This is a genomic window from Paenarthrobacter sp. TA1.8 (assembly GCF_048595705.1).
Lineage (GTDB): Bacteria > Actinomycetota > Actinomycetes > Actinomycetales > Micrococcaceae > Arthrobacter > Arthrobacter nitroguajacolicus.
The window spans coordinates 3,297,234-3,316,745 of sequence record NZ_CP184287.1; the positions used below are offsets into that span (position 1 = coordinate 3,297,234).

The following is a 19,512-nucleotide window of genomic DNA, read 5'->3' on the forward strand; positions in this document are numbered from 1 at the left end:
GGGATATTTGTGACGGCGCGCACTCTTGATTCCACGATTCAATCAGACTTCGAAGGCCGCGAACCCTTCATTTTGTGATTCGAGACACAAAATTTACTTTCCAGTAGGTTTCACCGGGAAGGTGCCGGCTCCTAGAGGACTTCCCGCTGGAGTGAGCGGGCGGCGTCAATGGTTGCCTGTCCCAGGACGCGGCTGCCTTGGTAGAGAACGACGGTCTGGCCCGGCGCCACGCCTCTCAAGGGATCCGTCAGCGTGACAACGATCTGGGCACGCTCCACTCCGGATTCGTCAGCAACGGATTCCACACGGGCGATTGCCGGAACAGGATCGCCGTGCGCCCGGACCTGGGCGTGGCAGTCGAACTCAGCGCCGGTGGCGACTTCGGAAATGGGCACGCCCGCCCAGGAAACCTTGATACCGCGAATCTCGTCGATCGCCAGCAGGGCTTCCGGTCCCACGACCACCTTGTTTTCCTTGGGGCGGATCTCCAGGACGAACCGGGGCTTACCGTCTGCCGCGGGGGTTCCCAGCTTCAGGCCGCGCCGCTGCCCCACCGTGAACGCGTTGGCACCGGGATGTTCGCCAACCTTGACACCGGTTTCGTCAACGATGTCGCCGGTTGTCATGTCAATCTTCTCGGCCAACCATCCGCGGGTGTCACCGTCGGAAATAAAGCAAATGTCGTGGCTGTCCGGCTTGTTGGCCACGGACAGCCCGCGACGCTCGGCCTCGGCACGCACCTCAGCCTTGGAAGGGGTGTCCGCCAGCGGGAACATGGAGTGCTTGAGTTGCTCGTGGGTCAGCACACCGAGAACGTAGCTCTGGTCCTTGGCCCAATCGGCGGCGCGGTGGAGTTCCCGGTTGCCGTCGGCGTCTTCAATGACTTTGGCATAGTGACCGGTGCACACGGCGTCGAAGCCCAGCGCAATGGCCTTTTCCAGAAGGGCGGCGAACTTGATCCGCTCGTTACACCGCATACAAGGGTTGGGCGTCCTGCCCGCAGCGTACTCATCAATGAAGTCCTGGACCACATCTTCCTTGAAACGCTCCGAGAAGTCCCACACGTAGTAGGGAATGCCCAGGACGTCGCAGGCACGCCAAGCATCGCGCGAGTCTTCGATGGTGCAGCAGCCCCTGCTTCCTGTGCGCAGGGTGCCGGGCATGCGCGACAACGCAAGGTGGACTCCGACGACGTCGTGTCCGGCCTCCACGGCCCGGGCTGCGGCCACGGCGGAGTCTACTCCGCCGCTCATTGCTGCAAGTACTCGCATGCTGGCTTTCTGTGTCTGTGGGATTTGGAGCAACTGATCCGGCTGGGAAGAGTCGGCGTGCCCATCCATTCTAGCCCGTAGTGCCACGCCCGCCCTAAAACCCCTTGACTGGCCACACCCCTGCTTCTAAAGTCAAAACTAGTGGTTTTAGAATCGAGCTGACATGGCAAACGAACACATCGTTATTGCGGGCGGCGGGCTCGCCGGGGCTAATGCGGCCAAAACCCTCCGGGCCGAGGGCTACGGAGGGGACGTCACCGTGGTGGGCGCCGAGCACCGGACACCCTACATACGCCCACCCCTGTCCAAGGAATTCCTCCTGAGTAAAGCTGACGCAGATTCTGCCCTCGTAGTACCCGGGGACTGGTACGGGGAGAACGACGTCGAGCTTCTTCTTGGCAGCCCCGTCAGCCGGATCTACCCTGATGGACATCAGGTAACTCTGGCCGACGGCCGACGCCTCGGCTACTCCAAACTGCTTCTGGCTACGGGTGCCCGGCCTCGTACTCTCCCGCTTCCCGGCGTAGACCTTGACGGAGTCATGACGTTCCGGACACTGGATGACAGCCTACGACTTCGTTCCCTCCTGAAAGGCGGAGGACGGAGGGTGGTCATGATAGGGTCCGGATGGATCGGCATGGAACTGGCCGCTGCAGCCCGCACGTACGGCAACGACGTCACGCTGCTGGGGCTGGAAGACATACCTTTGAGTGCCGCTATCGGCCCTGAACTCGGCCTATACTTCCAACGTCTCCATGAAGACCAAGGCGTCAGTTTCCGTCTCCCGGCAAGCGCCGTCGGGATTGATGGACAGGACGGCAAGGCGACGGCGGTTCGCACCAATACCGGCGAAATGCTGCCTGCTGACGTCGTCATCGTTGCCGTCGGCGTCGTACCGGACACAGCACTTGCCGAAGCCGCCGGGCTTGAAATACGCAATGGAATACTGGTGGATGCCGGACTGAGGTCCAGCGCTCCGGATGTGCTGGCCGCCGGAGACGTCGCCAACGCACTGCATCCCTTTACCGGCGAGCACCATCGCAGCGAGCATTGGGCCAACGCACTCAACGGCGGCAAAGTGGCGCCAAAGTCCATGATGGGCCAGGACGCCAGATTGGATGTGGTGCCCTACTTCTATACGGACCAGTTCAGCCTGAGCATGGAGTACTCGGGCTTTCCCTCGTTGACATTCGGAATCCCACCGGTGATTCGCGGCTCGTTGGATGAGGGCAGCTTCATTGCTTTCTGGTTGAGGGAGGGCAATGTAGTGGCCGGAATGAGCGTCAACCAGAGCCGCGTCCAGAAACCCATCAAGGCATTGATTTCGAACCGCGTCCCGGTAGATGTAGCGAAACTGACGGATCCCGGAGTACCGCTGGACGAACTGGTGCCTGGCTAGCAGGAGTCTCTACAAAGTTTCTGCCGAGGCTTGCCGGGCTACCGTCGCCGCTGTCTGAATGCTGGATTCATGACCAGCCATTCCTGCCTGCCTGGCCCTGAGGCATGCCTCGGGAAGTGCCTTCAGGAGCGCGTCCACATCCGCCTCGGTGGAACTGTGGCCCAGGGTAAATCGCTGGGCGCCGCGGGCAGTATCCTCGTCCAAGCCCATGGCCAGGAGGACGTGTGATGGCCTGGGCACCCCAGCGGTGCACGCCGAACCCGTAGAAGATTCAACACCCGCCAGGTCCAGGAGAAAGAGCAGTGAGTCGCCTTCACAACCAGGGAAGGTGAAGTGGGCGTTTCCCGGCAGCCGACCGTCCCCGGGAGCACCCCTCAGCACCGCGTCGGGAATCAATTCGAGTACCCCGCGGATGAGGCGGTCGCGCAACGAGCTGAGGCGTTCACGTTCACGCTCCAGGTTTGCCGCCACAGCCTCGGCGGCTGCGGCAAAGGCAGCAATTGCGGGAGTGTCCAACGTCCCGGACCGTACATCGCGCTCCTGGCCGCCCCCGTGCTGCACCGGCGTCAATTTCACAGCCCTCCCCAGGAAAAGGGCGCCAACCCCTACGGGACCACCAAGCTTGTGCCCTGAGACGGACATTGCGGAGAGCCCGGAACCACGAAAATCCACAGGAACGGAACCGAACGCCTGGACAGCGTCGGAGTGGACCGGAATGCCATGCGGCTTCGCCAGCTCCACGATCTCCGGAACCGGTTGGAGGGTGCCTACTTCATTGTTGGCCCACATGACGGTGATCAGGGCTACCGATTCGGGCTCCCGTTCGATTTCGTGCTTGATGACGTCCATCCGGACCTTCCCGTCAGCGTCCACGGGAAGCCATACAACGTGCGCGCCTTCGTGCTTTTCAAGCCACTCCACGGTATCCATGACCGCATGATGCTCGACGGCGGAGCAGAGGATGCGCGTGCGGCGCGGGTTCTCGTCCCGCCTGGCCCAAAACAGCCCCTTGACTGCCAGGTTGTCCGCTTCGGTCCCGCCTGAGGTGAAAATAACCTCAGATGGATGTGCCCCGGCAGCCGCGGCGAGCGTCTCCCGTGCGTCCTCTACCGCCCGCCTCGCGCGGCGCCCTGCGCCGTGCAGCGACGAAGGGTTCCCCGTCCGCGCGAGCTCGCGCGTCATGACGGCCAGCGCTTGGGCCGACAGGGGCGTGGTTGCAGCATGGTCAAGGTAAACAGGCACCCTGCAATTCTACCGACGACGAGCCTTCAGGAGCCGCCCGCTCAGGAATCGCCCTCAAGAGTGGTGATGCGCGCACAGCAGTGTCCCGGTCCATGGTCCGGATCCGGCACGACGACGTCGGCGCTGAGTCCGGAGGCCGTCGCAGCACCGCTGAGGAAGGCGCCGTTCATGGCGCACACTACCTCCTTGTGGTCCAGCGACAGGCGATGGAAGGGACAGTTCAGCAGGCGGTATCCCCCGGATGCATCGGGGGTGGGATGGTACCCAAGCTCCGAGATCGCACCCAGGAAATCGCCAGGCCTTCCCAACTCTCTTCCCCTGGCTGAAGCGACCTCACGCAGGGCAGCCTCAACGGGAGCGCCATCGGACTCAGCCCGCTGGATGGCTGCAGCCATGAGGTGGCCGGCGAGGTCATAGTGCCGCTCCGGGATGGAGACGCTAATCTCATCCACCACGGGCCTGTAGAGCTTGGATGGCCGCCCCGAGCCTGGACCCGTCCTGTCGGGCGACTTCCTGAACTCGACTTGCAAAAGTCCTTCGCGAACCAGGCGGTCCAAATGGAAAGACACCGAACTGCGGGGCAAGCCCAGAGTCAAGGCCGCCTCATCCCGCCCCACCGCGCTGCCGGCATTCAGAACGTATTCATACAACTTGCGGCGGTTCTCATCGCCCAACGCAGCGATAGCTGCGATTTTGCGGATCCACGGGAGGTCGAAAGTGCCCATGCATTACGTTAACTCTAAAAACAAGAATTGCTGCTTTATGCGCTGCCCGGATCAGGACGGCGGTACCACGACGAGCTGGGCCATGATCTCAGCACGCGCCGGGGCCAAGGTCTTGTCATCCGGGCATGCCAGGGAGACATACACCGAGGACGCGGGGGCGCTGAACAACCTGGCCAAGACAACAGCTGACTGGCCGCCGGATGCTGAAGAGGATTCCAAACTGAGGAACTCGACGTTGTGTTGCGGTTTGTCAGAGTCTTCCCCCCAACGCAACGACGCCGGCTTCAAGCTGTCCACCGCAGCGCCGGCATTCAAGTAATCGAACAGTGCCTTGGTTGACGCGACGTCGTCGCCAGCCACCACCAACGGCCCCTGGTTCACGCTGACCCGGACCGCGAGAATGCATCCGTCCGTCTTCTTGTATCTGGTCTCACCCTGCAGGGCGGAGTGAACCACGGACCAGCCTGGCACTTCCTCCAACCGCGTGGAGACAGTCACCGGCTCCCCCGGTGCCAAGGTTCCACCTGCTGCCAGCGGCAAATCCTTGGCGGCCACCGCGGCCGCATCGTGTCCAGGAGTGATAGTCGGAGTAGCCAGCGTGGATACCGATGGCGAAGGCTTCGGGGCTGCCGGATCCGGAACGTTGACAGTGCAGCCGGCCAGCAGGACGCCTGCGGCTCCGCCGGCAACCAAGCCGGCCAGTCGTCGTCGAACGTTGTTCGCCACTATTTCTCCCTGTCTGCTCCCTAAGCCCTGCCGTCCGGGCCGTGCCGCCTGATATCCGGCAACCGCGGCTTGTCGCCGCGATCGAGTCTAGCCGCCTGCCGCAACGAGGCCCCGCCAGCACCGCGCACGCACTAGGCAAGCACCCATAAGCCTGCGGGAACAAGATCGACGACGACCGGCAACTCGGCGATGCGCTCCCCGTCGGCGTAGGCCACCACGCTTTCGGCGTCCAACTGCACTTTCCGGACGCGCTTGATCTCCACGGCAGGATGGCTGGTGTGCTTCCCGGCGAAAACCTTGGGAAACACTGCAAGGAAGCTGAGCCGCGACAAGGGCTTCACCACAAACATGTCCAGCCACCCGTCATCGGGAACCGCGTCAGGTGTAATCTGCATGCCCCCGCCTATGAACTGACCGTTGGCCACTGAAATGAGCAAGGCAGGCTGCCGCCAGGTCACGTCATCGGCGGTCACGGTGTAGGTGATTCGCCGGAAGGAAACCAGTTCCGTGAGCATCGCAAGGTTGTACCGGCTCTTCCCGCGGGGCCACCGCCAGGAATTGGCCCGCTCGTTGACGGCCGCATCAAAGCCGGCGGACAGGACGCCCGCGAAGTAGCTGGTCTCACCGCCTGCGGCGACCCGTCCGACGTCGATCCTGCGCCCGCCCGTTTCCAGGGCAGCCAGCAGCCTGCGGCACGCGGCCCCAGTGTCGTTCAGCGGCAAAGCCAACAGCCGCGCGACGTCGTTGCCTGTTCCGGCAGGAACAATGCCGAGGGGAATGTCCATCCCGGCAACCGCATTGACACCCAGATGGACCATGCCGTCGCCACCTACCACTACCAACGCCTCCACACCAGCTGCCAAGGTCACATCCACTGCACTCCGCAGGGCGTCGTAGTCGTCGGCTTCAAGTACGACGACGTCCAGGCCGGCGGCGCGGAGGAGACCTACGGCTTGGTGCCCGGCATTGCGCCCGCGGCCGAATGAGGCAGCAGGGTTGATGGCGACAGCGATTTTCTTCGGCATGCTCAGGTGTTATCGGTTGCCGAAGGGTTCACAGCGTGAATTATGCCAGCGGGAACCACGGGGCCCGTTACCGACGTTCACATAGTGGCTGGATAAACTTGCCAGTACCGCGCTTCCCCGGAGGCGCACCACCATCACAGAGAAGGGCCCGTGCTTGGCCGAGGGCAACAGCTCGCACTATCAGGTTCTCCGCGTTTCCGTCACAGCTACGGACAAGGAGATCAAAGTGGCGTACCGAAAGGCTGCCAGGAAGGCACACCCTGACCACGGTGGAGAAGCCGAGATGTTCCGGCGTGTCACCCTCGCTTACGAAACCCTGATTGATCCCAAACGACGGGCCGAGTACGACCGAAGGTACGCCCGTGGAGCCTCAAGCGTCAGTCAGCCCCGGCCCGGGGACTACACCGGCACTGCCACGCCGGGTCCCTCCGCCACCACAAACGTCAAGCGACCCCAGGCCCAGCGCAATACGGCGGGCGACCCCCCGGTCTATGTCCCTGCGTTTGACGATCCCACCGAGGTTCCGCTCATTTCAGCGGCCGAAGCGGCCCAGCAGGTCCACGGGCTCCCCCGCAAACGCGGCATATTTGGAGCCGAGGCCCGCATTCAACGCGAGATGCGCACTGTGCAGCTCATCAGCCGGCAGGTCCTGACTGCCATACCCGCCGCCCGGCTGATCAACGGGTTGCGCTCGCCGTCGGACAACAATCACATCGATCACGCCGTCCTTTCCGGCTACCGGCTGGCGTTGATCGGTTCGATGCTCCTGCCCAAAGGTGCCTATGCCTGGGATGGCCACTCGCTGCGGCACGGCGGGCGTTCGGTAGCTCCACCGCAGCTCGCGCACATCGTCCGCCACATGCAGGACCTCTTTCCCGAACTCAATGTCACCGGCTGGGTGGTTCTGCACAGCCCTGACGGCAACCTCCACGAACCAGTTATCGACCAATACGGCAAGGGCCAGTCGAGCCACAACGCTGTGGAAGTAGTCAACGCGGCAGGGCTGGTGAGGGGGCTCAAGCAATTTCTCAGTTCAGGGCCAGCGCCGAACACTGTGGTGATACCAGTTCTGGCACGTCTGCTTCGCGGGATGCACTAGGCGCAGCCGACTTCTACGGGGCTGACTAAGATGGGACCGTGTTCCGCATCCTCTTCCACACTCCAGAAATCCCGGGCAATACGGGCAACGCCATCCGTTTGGCCGCCATCACGGGGGCCGAGCTTCACTTGGTGGAGCCCCTCGGCTTCGATTTTTCCGATGCCAAGCTGCGCCGCGCCGGCCTCGACTACCACGATCTCGCCGTAGTTACTGTCCACAAGGACATCGATGCCGCGTGGGCCGCACTCAAGCCGGAACGGGTTTTCGCCTACACCTCCGACGGTGAAACGTCCTATACGGACATCAGTTACCGCGAGGGCGACGTCCTCATGTTCGGTCCGGAGTCCGTGGGCCTGCCGGATTGGCTCAAACAGGATCCGCACGTTACAGCGCGTGTTCGCCTTCCCATGAAGCCGTCGCTTCGTTCGCTCAACCTGGCCAACGCTGCTTCGATCGCCGTCTTTGAAGCTTGGCGGCAGAACGGATTTGCCGGCGCCAAGGTGTAGCCCATCCAACGGCCCCGCAGCACCGAATACCTTATGCAGGACAACTCCTGCCTTGGACATTCGTTGAGGGAGCCTTCGTGAGTGCGCTGCAGACCAGGGTGATGACGGCAAGCCGCTGCACCGCCGCGCCGTCGACGCAATCCCGTTATGCTGCCGGTTTCAAACGGGACGACATATGCTGGACGGTGATGGACATCCCCAACAACCCCGGCCCCCCGGTCTCCGAAGCTACCGGCTCTGCGACTGATCTGAACTCGCAGCTGGCTGGCTTGCTCGAACTCGTGGCAGCACGCGACCAGCAGGCTTTCGCCGAGTTCTATAGCCTCACCTCGCGGCGTGTGTTCGGTATGGCCAGGCGCGTCCTGATAGACCCTGACCTCAGCGAGGACGCCACCCAAGAGGTCTATATCCAGGTTTGGCAGGGTGCTGCCAAATTCGACCGTGCCGCCGGGACTCCACTGGCCTGGCTGATGACCATCGCCCACCGGCGGGCCATTGACCGTGTCCGCGCCGTGCAAGCGGCAACCGACCGCGAAGCCAAGTACGGCGCAGCGAGCCTCGATCCGGACCGCGACCTGGTGGCAGAGGAAGCCGACACGAACCTGGAGGCCGAAGCTGTCAGCCGCTGCCTCGGTACGCTCACGGACACGCAGCGCGAATCCGTCCGCCTCGCATACTATGGCGGACTGACCTACCGGGAAGTAGCCGAGCATCTCGGTGCCGCTGTCCCCACCATCAAATCCCGCATCCGTGATGGACTACTACGTCTGAAGACCTGCCTGGGGGTGGGTTGATATGAGTGAAAACACCAGTGGAGGCTTTATCCGCAGAATGTTTGCCAACGACATCGCCACCGACCTCGCCGAGGGCCGCGTTCTGGAACTGGCGGAAATCTATGCCCTGGACGCCGTGAACGACGACGAACGGGCCATGATCGACGACTACATCAAGGACGCTCCTGAACGTCCTGAGTTCCTTGATCGGGTCCGCGAAGCCCGCGAGGCACTGTCAGTCAGCTTCGCGCCGGAAGAGGCACCCCCGGCCGGACTCTTCGACAACATCATGGAACGCATCACCACGGATGCCGCTACCCGCCCCCCTGCCGAGCCAGCGGCCCCAGCTGTAGCGGATCCCGCCGTCGACGACCTTTCGGCTGCAAGGGCCAGGCGCGCAGAACGCACTCGCGCCGGCGGCGCACGCAGATGGATCGTCGGAGCTGCCGCAGCAGCTGTGATTGCACTGGGCGGCATCGGAGTGGGCGCCTACGTTTCTGCGCAGAATGACCCGGTCAACCAGGTTCTGCAGGCACAGGATGTCCAGAAGAAGTCCGCGCCTGTTCCCGGCGGTGGTACGGCCACCATCTCTGCATCATCGGCCAAAGATTCCTTCGTGGTTCTGATGGACGGGGTTGCACCGGCGCCGGAAGGCAAGGTCTACCAGTTGTGGACCTTGCCCAAGGACGGCTCCGCCCCTGTACCGCAGGGAACCATGGATGCGGAGACGCTCTCCAAGCCAGCCGTCGTAAAGGGCCTGTCCTCAGCCTCGTCCGTAGCCATCACCGTGGAACCCACTGGCGGATCCAGCGCCCCCACCACGGACCCGGTCCTGGTGGTGGGGCTCAGCGCCTGACGCATGACCAAACAGCGCACGACGCCGGCCGCCCCACCTAAGGGGACGGCCGGCGTCGTGCGTTTGTCGGCTGCTTTCGCAGCTACAACACGAGCGATAGAAGCATCACGAAGCCGAAGCCCACCACGGAGATCAGCGTCTCCATCACGGACCAGGTTTTGAACGTCTGCCCAACGGTAAGGCCGAACAATTCCTTGACCAGCCAGAATCCAGCGTCGTTGACGTGGGACAGGAACAGGGACCCTGCTCCGATGGCCAAGGCCAGCAAGGCTGCGTGCGTCGGGCTAAGGCTGCTGGCGAGGGGTGCCACAATACCCGCTGCAGTCACGGTCGCCACTGTCGCCGAGCCCGTGGCCAGGCGGAGAGCCACCGCCACGATGAAGCCGAGCACCAGGACCGACATGTTGGCGCCTTCTGCCCATTTCTTGACGGCATCGCCTACACCGGCACCGATCAAGGTCTGCTTGAAACCACCACCGGCGCCCACAATGAGGAGGATGGCAGCGATGGGCCCCAGGCTTTCACCCAATTTGGCTGTGATCCTGCTGCCGGTGAAGCCTACGGCGTATCCGAACGTCACGATTGCCAAAAGGACCGCCAACGTCATGGCCACCAGAGGCTGGCCCACGAAGTCGAAGAAGATCCTGATTGCCGGTGCCGTTTCAGGGTTTGGCCAGATGATGCCGCCCAAAGCCTTCAGCAACATGAGGACCACGGGGAAGATAATGGTCAGCAGTGTCACAAGGAACGACGGCTGGCGCTTCACTTCGCTCAGATCGGCTGCGTGCTGGGTGTCGATGCCTCCGGCTACGGCCGGAGCGTCAACAGGTACCCAACGGGCAGCCAACCGCGAGAAGAGCGGGCCACAGATAATAACCGTGGGGATCGCCACGAGGATGCCCAAGCCGAGCGTTGTTCCCAGTTCCGCTTTGACTGCGCTGATCGCAATCAACGGACCCGGGTGCGGTGGCACCAGTCCGTGAAGCACGGACAGGCCTGCCAACGCCGGAATAGCGATACGCATCAGCTTCATCTTGGACCGCTGGGTAACCAGGACAATCACCGGAAGCAGCAGAACGAGTCCGATTTCGAAGAACATTGGCAAGCCGATGATCACAGCCACGAGCGTGATCATCCACACGAGCTTGTTGCCGCTGGCTTTAGCCAACAGGGTGTCCACCACGCGGTTGGCTCCGCCGGAATCAGCCAGCAACTTCCCCAGCATGGCTCCGAGCGCAATGAGCAGGCCGACTTCCTTGAGGACACCCCCGACGCCGTCCTCGAAGTTGGTGATGACCTTGCCCAGTTCCACGCCTGACGCCAAGCCAACAAAGGCCGAGCCCAAGACCAGCGCCAGGAACGGATGCAGTTTCAGTTTTGCGATCAGAACCACAATCAGGGCAATGCCAAGCGCTGCCACCACAAGAAGTTGGGTGTCGTGCGCTGTCCATTCCTGCACCTGGGTCGCTGTTTCCAGGACCCTCACGAGGCGGTCACTTCGGCACCGGCGCCCAGGGTCCGGAGGCCGAGCCGTTCAATGACTTCGTCGGCTTCCTCGGCCGGCGACGCGGAAACGCACAAGGAGATGTGGTTTTCGTCCTCCGTGGGTTCCTCAAGAGCGTCGAACTGGGATTCCAGGAGCGACGGCGGCATGAAGTGCCCATGCCTGGAGGCTAGGCGATCCGAGATCTTGTCCTTGCTCCCCTGCAGGAAGACGAAGACAACGCCTTCACCCCTGAGTACGTCGCGGTATTTCTTTTTCAGTGCCGAGCAGGTGATGATCGCCGGGGTTCCGGAATCCACGTGCGCCCTGATCCAATCCGAGATGATACCCAGCCAAGGCCAGCGGTCCTCATCGCTGAGGGCCTGTCCCGAGTGCATCTTTGCCACGTTCGCTTCAGGATGGAGGTCATCGCCTTCAGCAAGGTCCCATCCAAGCTTCCCTGCCAATACGCCGGCTACAGTCGATTTGCCCGAACCGGAGACTCCCATAATCACCAGTACAGGTTGCTGCGCAGTCTTCGCCATCAAAGTCTGCCTTCCTCGAATAAATATGATTTAACCGAGATCAAGCATATGACACGGGTTACACCACAGCAACGTCAGAAGCCGGCGATGGTGCTTGACCCGTTAACGGACACTACGTGGAAAGCCTCCGCGCTGGTCCCGGCGGGCAGGCCGGCACGCTCCCCGTTGGCCAACATCATGCTCCGGACCACGCGCTCCATACCTTCGATATCCGGGTGCTGGCTCGCATGGACGCGGATGGCGTCAAGCTTTGCCTCCACGTGGTCCGAGACATCCACAAAGTAGTTCTCCCTGGCATCCGGGCTGGAGATAAACCACAACCACGGCAGCTTGTAGGCAGTAAGTCCTTCCGCGGCCAGCTCGGGGTAGGCAAAGGGATTTTCCACTGCCGGGTAGACCGCCCGGGTAACGGCTTCGCCTGCTGCGAGGTGGTCAGGGTGGCTCTTCTGCAGGCGATCCCAGTTCCTTTCCGGGTGCATGGTGAGCACGATGTCGGGACGGATCTCGCGAATCAGCTTCACTACTTGCTTGATGACGCCATGTGTCGGCTCAAGGTAGCCGTCATGCTCATGCAGGTAATGGATGTCGGTGACTCCCACCAGGGCTGCTGCCCGCTGTTGCTCCTCTGCGCGGAGTTCGGTGATTCGTTCCCTATCCACCGGATCAAAGCCGCCGGCGTCGCCGTCGGTCATGATGCAATAGCTGACCTCGACGCCGGCCGCCGTCCAGGCCGCGATGGTCCCGGCAGCGCCAAAGTCGATGTCGTCAGGATGGGCAGTAAAACAAAGCACCCGCTCAACGCGCTCCGTAGAGGCGTCGAACGGGCTCTTCGCTGACATGGCGTCAGTGGACAAAGGGATCAGCCTTTCCGCTTCTTGATCTCCGCAGTTGCCTGCGGGAGAACCTTGAAGAGGTCACCGATGATGCCGTAGTCGGCAATCTCGAACACCGGCGATTCTGCGTCCTTATTGATGGCCACAATGACCTTGGAAGTCTGCATCCCGGCCTTTTGCTGAATGGCCCCTGAGATGCCGGCAGAAATGTAGAGCTGCGGTGACACCGTGACGCCGGTCTGGCCAACCTGTGCGTCGTGGCCGATCCACCCTGCATCGGTAGCGGCGCGGGACGCACCAACTGCCGCGCCCAGGGCATCGGCAAGCTCTTCGAGCGGGCCGAAGTCGCCGTCAACGCCACGACCACCGGCAACGACGATCCTTGCTTCGCTGAGGTCCGGCCGGCCGCTGACGGGCTTCTCGGTCCGCGCCGCGATGCGTGCGGAGTTCGCGATGGCGTCTGCCGGAACGTCTACCGTGGAGGTTGACGGGGCTGCCGCAGTACCAGCCGGTGCAGGCTCTACGTTGTTGGCTTTGACCGAAAGAACCGTCACCGGAGTGGTGGCCTTAGCGGTGGTGTTGTAGGAGCCCGCCAAAACCGACTTGTGCGCGGTGCCGTCAGCCTCAACGCCCACGACGTCGGTGATGACGCCGGCGTTGAGCTTGATGCCGAGCCTGCCCGCGATTTCCTTGCCCTCAGGCGAGTTGTCCAGGAGTACCGTCGTAGCTCCGGACGCTGCCACGGCAGCGGCGAGGTAAGCGGCCTTGGGTCCCACCAAATAGTTGTCGAGGTTGTCCACCGACGGCTGGTAGACCGTGGTGGCACCGTATGCACCCAAGGTGGCGGCGACGTCGTCGTGCAGCTGCCCGGTGAACGCGACGGCGGTCTCCCCCAGGGAACGGGCGATGGTCAGGAGCTCCAGGCTGCTCTTCTTGAGCGCTGCTCCCGGGTTATCAATGAAAACAAGTGCATTTGCCATGGTTGGAGTCCCCTTTAGAGCAGCTTCTGTGCGGCGAGGAAGTCGACCAGCTTGATGCCGGCGTCGCCGTCGTCTGTGATGATGGTTCCTGCTGTCCGCGGTGGGCGTGCCTCTGCAGACTCGACCACTGTCCACGAGCCGGCCAAGCCGACCTGTGAGGCGTCCACGCCGATGTCGGCCAGCGTCAGGGAGGCAATCTTCTTCTTCTTGGCAGCCAGGATGCCCTTGAAATTGGGATAGCGCGGTTCGTTGATCTGGTCGGTCACCGAGACCACTGCAGGGAGTTGCGCTTCAACCGTCTCGGAGAAGGCGCCGGCGTCGCGGCGGGCCGTGACCTGGCCGCCCGCGACCTCAAGGCTGGAGGCAAAGGTGACCTGCGGGAACGACAAACGTTCGGCAAGCTGGGCGGGGATGAGCGACGTCTCGCCGTCCGTGGAGGCCATGCCCGTCAGAACCAGGTCCACCGGTCGGCCGTCGGCTGAGATGTGGCGGATGGCGGCGGAAAGTGCCAGAGATGTAGCAGCAGCATCCGAACCAGCCAAAGCGTCATCGCTGAGGTGGACGCCGGAATACGCGCCGATCTGGAGGGACTTCTTCACAGCATTGACCGCACCGGACGGGCCCATGCTCAAGGCAATAACCTCGTTTCCGGCCTTCGGGCCGCCGCGTTCCTCTGCCAGTTGGAGCGCTGCCTCGAGGGCGTATTCGTCCAGTTCGGACAAAATGCTCTCTTCACGGTCGGTTGTGTTGCCAGGTCCGGTGATGTGCCGGTCGAACTGGGCGTCCGGGACGTGCTTGACCAGAACGACAATCTTCAATGTCTCTTCCACTGTCTTCGAAGCAGCCTTCCATGCTTGTGGACGGCCAAACGCAGCAGCGTGGCCGTAAATTGCCCATCGCGTGGGCTCGTCCTAGCTAAGCATATTGCCCGCAGAAAACCACTCCCCGCGTTAAGTCCTGTTTCAGCTACGCGCGATGCGTTTGTTGCGGTTGACTGCTTGGCCACAGCAAAACGGCGGGCGACACCAGGGAGGTGCCGTCCGCCGTCGTACGTTGTTCTTGCCTGCTAATGGGCCGCCTACTGCTGGGCGGCGTCGAGGGTGACCTCTACCTCTTGTGTCTGGCCACCACGCTGAATGGTGACCTTCACCTTGGCACCGGCCGGCTGCTCGCGGACAGCGGCGGTCAACTGGTTGGGATCGCTCACGGTGTAGTCGCCGAACTTGGTAACGACATCACCGACCTTGAGCCCAGCCTTGGCAGCTGCCGAACCCGACGTCACCGAGGCAACCTCAGCCCCCACGGAGAAGCCTGAATCGCTGCCTGAAGAGGACTTCGAACGAACGGACACACCAAACTGACCATGGCTGGCCTTGCCGGTATCGATGATCTCCTGCGCGACGCGCTTGGCGTGGTTGATCGGGACACTGAAGCCGACGCCGATGTTCCCGGCCGAAGAATCGGATGATCCGCTGCCCGCCGAGGCGATCGCAACGTTGACGCCGATGACCTCGCCCTTGCTGTTCACCAGGGCACCGCCGGAGTTGCCGGGATTGATCGCTGCATCAGTCTGGATCACGTTAATGGCGATGGAACCCTCATTGGCAGTCCGCTGGCTCTGGCCACCGTTCGGCGGCGCGAACTGGAAGCCCTCATCATCGCCCTGGCTCTCATCCGGAGTCCCCTCTGGCACAGCCGACGACGCAACACTAATGGTGCGGTTGAGCGTGGACACGATGCCGTCCGTCACCGTGCCGGTGAGGCCCAACGGCGAGCCAATAGCGACGGCGGTGTCCCCCACGTTGATCTTGGACGAGTCACCCAGAGTCGCCGGGACAAGGCCCGATGCATCGCTCACCTTGATCACGGCGAGGTCTGACAACGGGTCCGTGCCAACCACTGTGGCCTTCAGGACCCTTCCGTCACTCGTCCGGACCTCGATGGCAGCGTTGGCGGTAGCACCGTCCAACGTTACGACGTGGGTGTTCGTGAGGATGTGGCCTTGGTCGTCGAGGATGATGCCGGAACCCGTTCCGCCCTCGTTGCCGCTGGTCGCCTTGATGGTCACCACGCTGGGCGATGCCTTGGCTGCCGCAGCGGTAATGACGTTGACGTCGTCTTTGTTGTTCACGATGACCGTGCTGGACTGCCCGCCCGTTGAAGCAGCCGGGGCGGGGTTATCCCACAGGGCGTTACTGCCGGCCACAACACCGCCACCGATCAAACCTGCCGCAAGCATGCTTGCCACAAGGGTGCCGACACCGAATGCCGGCTTACGCTTGTTGGCTACCGCCGAAGAGTGGTTTGGGGTGTGCTGCATTCCGGGGCCATTCTGGCCTTGGGCATTCTGGAATCCCGGTGCGTTGTGGAACTGGCTGCCGGTATTTCCATTTGTTCCGGGGTTTGAACCCCCGTAGAACGGCTGGTGCTGGGGGTAGCTAGGGCGGTGAGCCGGATCATTCTGCTGCGGAGCGCCGTAGTACTGCGGCTGCTGCGGTTGCTGGGACTGATGCTGGGCTGCCGGCCGCTGGAAGGCAGGCAGCGGAGTGGTGTGCTGTGCAGTGCCGTCCGTAGCGGCCGCTTGTCCCGACGTCCAGGCAGGCTGCTGCTGGGTGGCGGCTGCATCGCCCTGCTCCCCCGTCGTATTCCGCGGCTCGGATGGCTCGCGGTCCTCTGGTGCGGTGCCCTGCGCTGGGTTCTCCGTCATGGGTCTTCCTTTCGTCCTCGTCTCCAATAACTATGTACCCAATAACTGGAACAAAAGCGGACGTTCGCTGGGAGCTTCCTGAAAGACCCCAGCCCCTGTTCCCGCAGCCGGTGCGAACCTTTCAAAAAGACCCTCAACGGATCAACATTGCAGCTCTCTCCTATATTTCGCTGGTGGCATATTCACCCCTGTGGACGGGCCATGGGGTGCACCATAGAATCAAGAGGAATTGCCACAGCGACCTGCGGCTTTACACCATGCGTGGGGGCGCTGAGCATTCTGTGACGATTGGTACGCCTTGTTCCAGTCGCAGACGTGCTGAAGGGTTGCACATGCGGTCAATAGTTAAACGCGTACTCGCCGTTATCGGCCTGGCTGGAATGTTGGCCCTGCCGGCCGGCGCAGCCTGGGCTGCCGATCCGGTGACCATTCCGTCCGGCCAAAACATCGTGGACGACGCAAACGTCCTAGGTAGCCGAAAAGGCGAAGTCCAGGAAGCCATCCAAAAGACGCTCAAGGACCACAAGTACAACCTGTACGTGGTCACGGTGGACAAGTTCGAGAATCCAAGCGATCCTGCTGCATGGGTTGCGGCCGTTGCCAAGGATAGGGGCATGGGCAAGGCCGACGCCGTTCTGGCGATCTCTACGGCCGGCCAGTACAACTTCACCCTTAACTCGGGCAGCTCCATCTATTCCAAACAATCTGCCATCGCGCAGAACGCCGTCGTTGCCAATCTGGCCGGTGGCAAGAAGGACTACGCCCAGGCAGCCATTGACACTGCTGCTGCCATTGGCGACGCCGCAGGTGGAGGCAGCGGAACAGTGCCCAGCGGCAACGCCGGCGTTGGCGTCCTTGTCGGGGTGGGCGTGGTCGCAGCAGGCGGCGCCGGTACGTACCTCTATCTCCGAAACCGCCGCAAGAAGGGCAGCACCAAGGCCGTCAGCGCCAGCTACGGGCCGCAGGGTGAGGAACTTGACCCTCTAGCGGGCCTCACCATTCCGGAACTGCGCCAGAAGAGCGGTTCGCTGTTGATCGAGGCGGACGACGCCATCAAGTCCAGCGAACAGGAACTTGGTTTCGCCCAGGCGCAGTATGGTGACTCTGCTATTGGCAACTTCACCAAAGCCTTGGAAGAGGCGAAGGGCCACATGACGGAGTCGTTCAAGCTGCAGCAGCAGCTGGACGACCACATTCCTGATACCGAAGAGCAGCAGCGGAGCTGGCTTGGCGAAATCATCCGCCGCTCAGAGGCCGCCCTGGCGTCACTGCGTGATCAGAAGGCTGACTTCGACTCTTTGCGCGAGCTTGAGAAGAACGCCCCTCAGGCTTTGGCAGCAGTAACTGCGGGAGCCAAGGAAGCCGATGCCAAGATCGCCAGCGCAGAGCAGTCCCTAGAGGGATTGCGCGCCAAGTACGCCGAGTCCGCCTTGGCTCAGGTCTCAGACAACATCCTGCAGGCCAAGGAGCGACTCGCATTCGTGCAGAACGCCGCCACCGCCGCCCAGGAAAAATTGGCAACCGGCGAGAACAGCCTGGCTGCTGTGGCAGTTCGTGCCGCAGAAGAAAGCCTGCACCAGACCAACGTGCTGATCGATGCCATCTCCAAGACGGCAGGCAGCCTTGATGAGGCACGCTCCTCCTTGGAAGGCGCCGTGGCGGAGACCAGCCAGGACCTTGCCCAGGCCCGTGCGATGATCCAGTCCGGCGAACACCCGGAACTCGCCGGGCCCGTGGCCGGCGTGGAAGCCGCCCTGGCACAGGTGAAGACCGAGATCCAAGGCGGAAAGATCGATCCCATTGCGACGCTGAGCCGCGTAGAGTCAGCCCACCAGGCGCTCGATCAGTCGTTGTCCGGCATCCGCGACCAGCAGGAGCAGGCCCGCCGAGCACAGGCCTCCCTGCAGCAAACAATCATGGCCGCCCAGGCGCAGATCAGCGCAACATCGGACTACATCACAGCCCGCCGCGGTGGCGTGGGCACAGAGGCCCGGACAAGGCTGGCGGAAGCGCAGCGCAACCTCGATTACGCGCTTTCGATTTCGCGCAACGACCCCGTGACCGCTCTTACTTATGCACAGCAGGCGCATTCGCTGGCAGCCCAGGCGGCGCAACTCGCGCAGTCTGACGTCGACCAGTTCGGTTACGCCGACCAAGGCTACGGCCGCGGCGGGATGTTCGGCGGGGGCGGCGGAGGCGGCGGCCTCGGCGGAGCAATACTCGGCGGCATCCTCATCAACTCCATCCTGAACGGTGGAGGAGGCGGCTGGGGCGGCGGGAATGACGGCGGAGGCGGTGGCTTCTTCGGCGGCGATTCCGGCGGCGGTGACTTCGGCGGCGGTGGGGGCGACTTTGGCGGTGGAGACTCCGGCAGCTTCTAGCCAGACAGACTAGGCGGGGTCCACGCCCCGCATAGAAGCGGTACAACAACTGATCACTGATTTCAGTGTCACCACTGAGCAGGACGAAAGGCAACACCATGGTTAAGCAGTCCATTTTCGGTCGGATCTCACAGCTCGCCAAGGCAAACATCAACGCCTTGCTGGACCAGGCTGAGGACCCGCAGAAGATGCTGGACCAGATGGTCCGCGACTACACGAACAACATTGCCGAGGCCGAATCAGCCGTGGCCCAGACCATCGGCAACCTGCGGATGCTTCAGGCGGACTACAACGAGGACGTCAAGAACGCTCAGGATTGGGGCAACAAGGCCCTGGCAGCATCCCGGAAAGCCGACGAGTACCGCGCTTCCGGTGATTCCGTTGATGCCCAAAAGTTCGACAACCTTGCCAAGGTAGCCATCCAGCGCCAGATGACGGCGGAGTCCGAGGCAAAGGGAGCAGAGCCGAGCATCGCGTCCCAGACCGAGGTGGTGGACAAGCTCAAGACCGGGCTTGACCAGATGAAGAACAAGCTGAACCAACTCACCGCCAAGCGCAACGAGTTGGTGGCACGCTCCAAGACCGCTGCCGCGCAGTCCCAGGTGCACGATGCCCTTAAGAGCATCGACATCATGGATCCCACCAGCGAGGTGGGCCGCTTCGAAGAGAAGATCCGCCGCGAAGAGGCCAAGGTCCTGGGCCAGCAGGAACTCGCCAGCTCCAGCCTCGATGCGCAGTTCAACCAGCTCGAAGATCTCGGAGAGCAGACCGAGATCGAAGCCCGTCTTGCGGCCCTGAAGTCGGGCGGTTCCAAGCCTGCCATCGGCGCGGGAGCTCCGGCGTCAACCGGCGCAACTGTCGACGAAGCTGACTTCGACAAGCTCTAGGAACTAAACGGGCTGCAACTCCACTGGGCGGATTGCCTCAACATACCGCTGAACCAGGAAATGGGCCGGATCCT

Annotated in this window: 18 protein-coding genes; 7 read left to right on the forward strand and 11 right to left on the reverse strand. The window is 62.6% G+C overall.

The features are described 5' to 3' along the window. Positions 1–131: 131 nt before the first annotated feature. A complete protein-coding gene (gene mnmA / locus ACNAOT_RS15305; RefSeq protein WP_243836845.1) occupies positions 132–1,253 on the reverse strand; it encodes a tRNA 2-thiouridine(34) synthase MnmA in 1,122 nt (373 codons plus the stop codon). A gap of 181 nt (positions 1,254–1,434) precedes the next feature. On the opposite strand from mnmA, the gene ACNAOT_RS15310 reads away from it, so the two are divergent. Next, positions 1,435–2,670: an NAD(P)/FAD-dependent oxidoreductase gene (locus ACNAOT_RS15310; RefSeq protein ID WP_420178476.1), complete on the forward strand. Its 1,236-nt coding sequence runs from the start codon at positions 1,435–1,437 to the stop codon at positions 2,668–2,670. Between the two features lie 9 nt (positions 2,671–2,679). On the opposite strand, the gene ACNAOT_RS15315 is transcribed toward ACNAOT_RS15310, so the two are convergent. The 4 genes from ACNAOT_RS15315 to ACNAOT_RS15330 form a co-directional block, all read right to left on the reverse strand. Then, positions 2,680–3,912, reverse strand: a complete 1,233-nt coding sequence (locus ACNAOT_RS15315; RefSeq protein WP_420178477.1) for a cysteine desulfurase family protein — start codon at positions 3,910–3,912, stop codon at positions 2,680–2,682. Positions 3,913–3,953: 41 nt separating this feature from the next. Then, a complete protein-coding gene (locus tag ACNAOT_RS15320) occupies positions 3,954–4,637 on the reverse strand; it encodes a helix-turn-helix transcriptional regulator (protein WP_420178478.1) in 684 nt (227 codons plus the stop codon). A gap of 51 nt (positions 4,638–4,688) precedes the next feature. Further along, positions 4,689–5,363, reverse strand: a complete 675-nt coding sequence (locus tag ACNAOT_RS15325; protein WP_420178479.1) for a hypothetical protein — start codon at positions 5,361–5,363, stop codon at positions 4,689–4,691. A 131-nt stretch (positions 5,364–5,494) separates the two neighbouring features. Next, complete coding sequence (locus ACNAOT_RS15330) at positions 5,495–6,388, reverse strand: diacylglycerol/lipid kinase family protein (RefSeq protein WP_420178480.1); 894 nt, start codon at positions 6,386–6,388, stop codon at positions 5,495–5,497. 154 nt (positions 6,389–6,542) lie between these two features. Between ACNAOT_RS15330 and ACNAOT_RS15335 the strand changes: the two genes are divergently transcribed. The 4 genes from ACNAOT_RS15335 (at position 6,543) to ACNAOT_RS15350 (ending at position 9,622) form a co-directional block, all read left to right on the forward strand. Then, positions 6,543–7,487 (forward strand): J domain-containing protein, encoded by a 945-nt coding sequence (locus ACNAOT_RS15335; RefSeq protein ID WP_091468621.1) that lies wholly within the window; start codon positions 6,543–6,545, stop codon positions 7,485–7,487. Between the two features lie 38 nt (positions 7,488–7,525). Beyond that, positions 7,526–7,993, forward strand: a complete 468-nt coding sequence (locus ACNAOT_RS15340; RefSeq protein ID WP_178996968.1) for a tRNA (cytidine(34)-2'-O)-methyltransferase — start codon at positions 7,526–7,528, stop codon at positions 7,991–7,993. Positions 7,994–8,181: 188 nt separating this feature from the next. Next, complete coding sequence (sigK, locus tag ACNAOT_RS15345; RefSeq protein WP_166660316.1) at positions 8,182–8,787, forward strand: ECF RNA polymerase sigma factor SigK; 606 nt, start codon at positions 8,182–8,184, stop codon at positions 8,785–8,787. A gap of 1 nt (position 8,788) precedes the next feature. Next, positions 8,789–9,622, forward strand: coding sequence for an anti-sigma factor domain-containing protein (locus ACNAOT_RS15350; RefSeq protein ID WP_420178481.1), 834 nt, complete (start codon positions 8,789–8,791; stop codon positions 9,620–9,622). Between the two features lie 82 nt (positions 9,623–9,704). Here ACNAOT_RS15350 and ACNAOT_RS15355 read toward each other — a convergent pair whose 3' ends face one another. The 6 genes from ACNAOT_RS15355 to ACNAOT_RS15380 all read right to left on the reverse strand — a co-directional run bounded on the left by ACNAOT_RS15355 (position 9,705) and on the right by ACNAOT_RS15380 (position 16,170). After that, positions 9,705–11,108: a gluconate:H+ symporter gene (locus tag ACNAOT_RS15355; RefSeq protein ID WP_091468631.1), complete on the reverse strand. Its 1,404-nt coding sequence runs from the start codon at positions 11,106–11,108 to the stop codon at positions 9,705–9,707. Then, positions 11,105–11,650 (reverse strand): gluconokinase, encoded by a 546-nt coding sequence (locus ACNAOT_RS15360; RefSeq protein ID WP_420178482.1) that lies wholly within the window; start codon positions 11,648–11,650, stop codon positions 11,105–11,107. Before ACNAOT_RS15360 ends, ACNAOT_RS15355 begins: the two co-directional genes overlap by 4 nt. 74 nt (positions 11,651–11,724) lie before the next feature. Next, complete coding sequence (locus tag ACNAOT_RS15365; protein ID WP_166660298.1) at positions 11,725–12,489, reverse strand: PIG-L deacetylase family protein; 765 nt, start codon at positions 12,487–12,489, stop codon at positions 11,725–11,727. A gap of 20 nt (positions 12,490–12,509) precedes the next feature. After that, a complete protein-coding gene (locus ACNAOT_RS15370) occupies positions 12,510–13,463 on the reverse strand; it encodes an electron transfer flavoprotein subunit alpha/FixB family protein (protein ID WP_091468639.1) in 954 nt (317 codons plus the stop codon). Positions 13,464–13,477: 14 nt separating this feature from the next. Then, the gene (locus tag ACNAOT_RS15375) at positions 13,478–14,281 is read right to left on the reverse strand and encodes an electron transfer flavoprotein subunit beta/FixA family protein (RefSeq protein ID WP_420178483.1); all 804 of its coding nucleotides are present in this window, start codon (positions 14,279–14,281) and stop codon (positions 13,478–13,480) included. Positions 14,282–14,541: 260 nt separating this feature from the next. Further along, positions 14,542–16,170 carry a S1C family serine protease gene (locus tag ACNAOT_RS15380; protein WP_420178484.1) on the reverse strand — a complete coding sequence of 543 codons (1,629 nt, stop codon included), beginning with the start codon at positions 16,168–16,170 and terminating at the stop codon, positions 14,542–14,544. A 332-nt stretch (positions 16,171–16,502) separates the two neighbouring features. Here ACNAOT_RS15380 and ACNAOT_RS15385 point away from each other — a divergent pair, with 332 nt between their 5' ends. Both ACNAOT_RS15385 and ACNAOT_RS15390 read left to right on the forward strand, forming a co-directional pair. Beyond that, positions 16,503–18,551, forward strand: coding sequence for a TPM domain-containing protein (locus tag ACNAOT_RS15385; RefSeq protein WP_420178485.1), 2,049 nt, complete (start codon positions 16,503–16,505; stop codon positions 18,549–18,551). Between the two features lie 98 nt (positions 18,552–18,649). Further along, on the forward strand, positions 18,650–19,438 hold the full coding sequence (locus tag ACNAOT_RS15390) for a PspA/IM30 family protein (protein WP_054808911.1): 789 nt from the start codon (positions 18,650–18,652) through the stop codon (positions 19,436–19,438). The last annotated feature ends 74 nt before the right edge of the window (positions 19,439–19,512 follow it).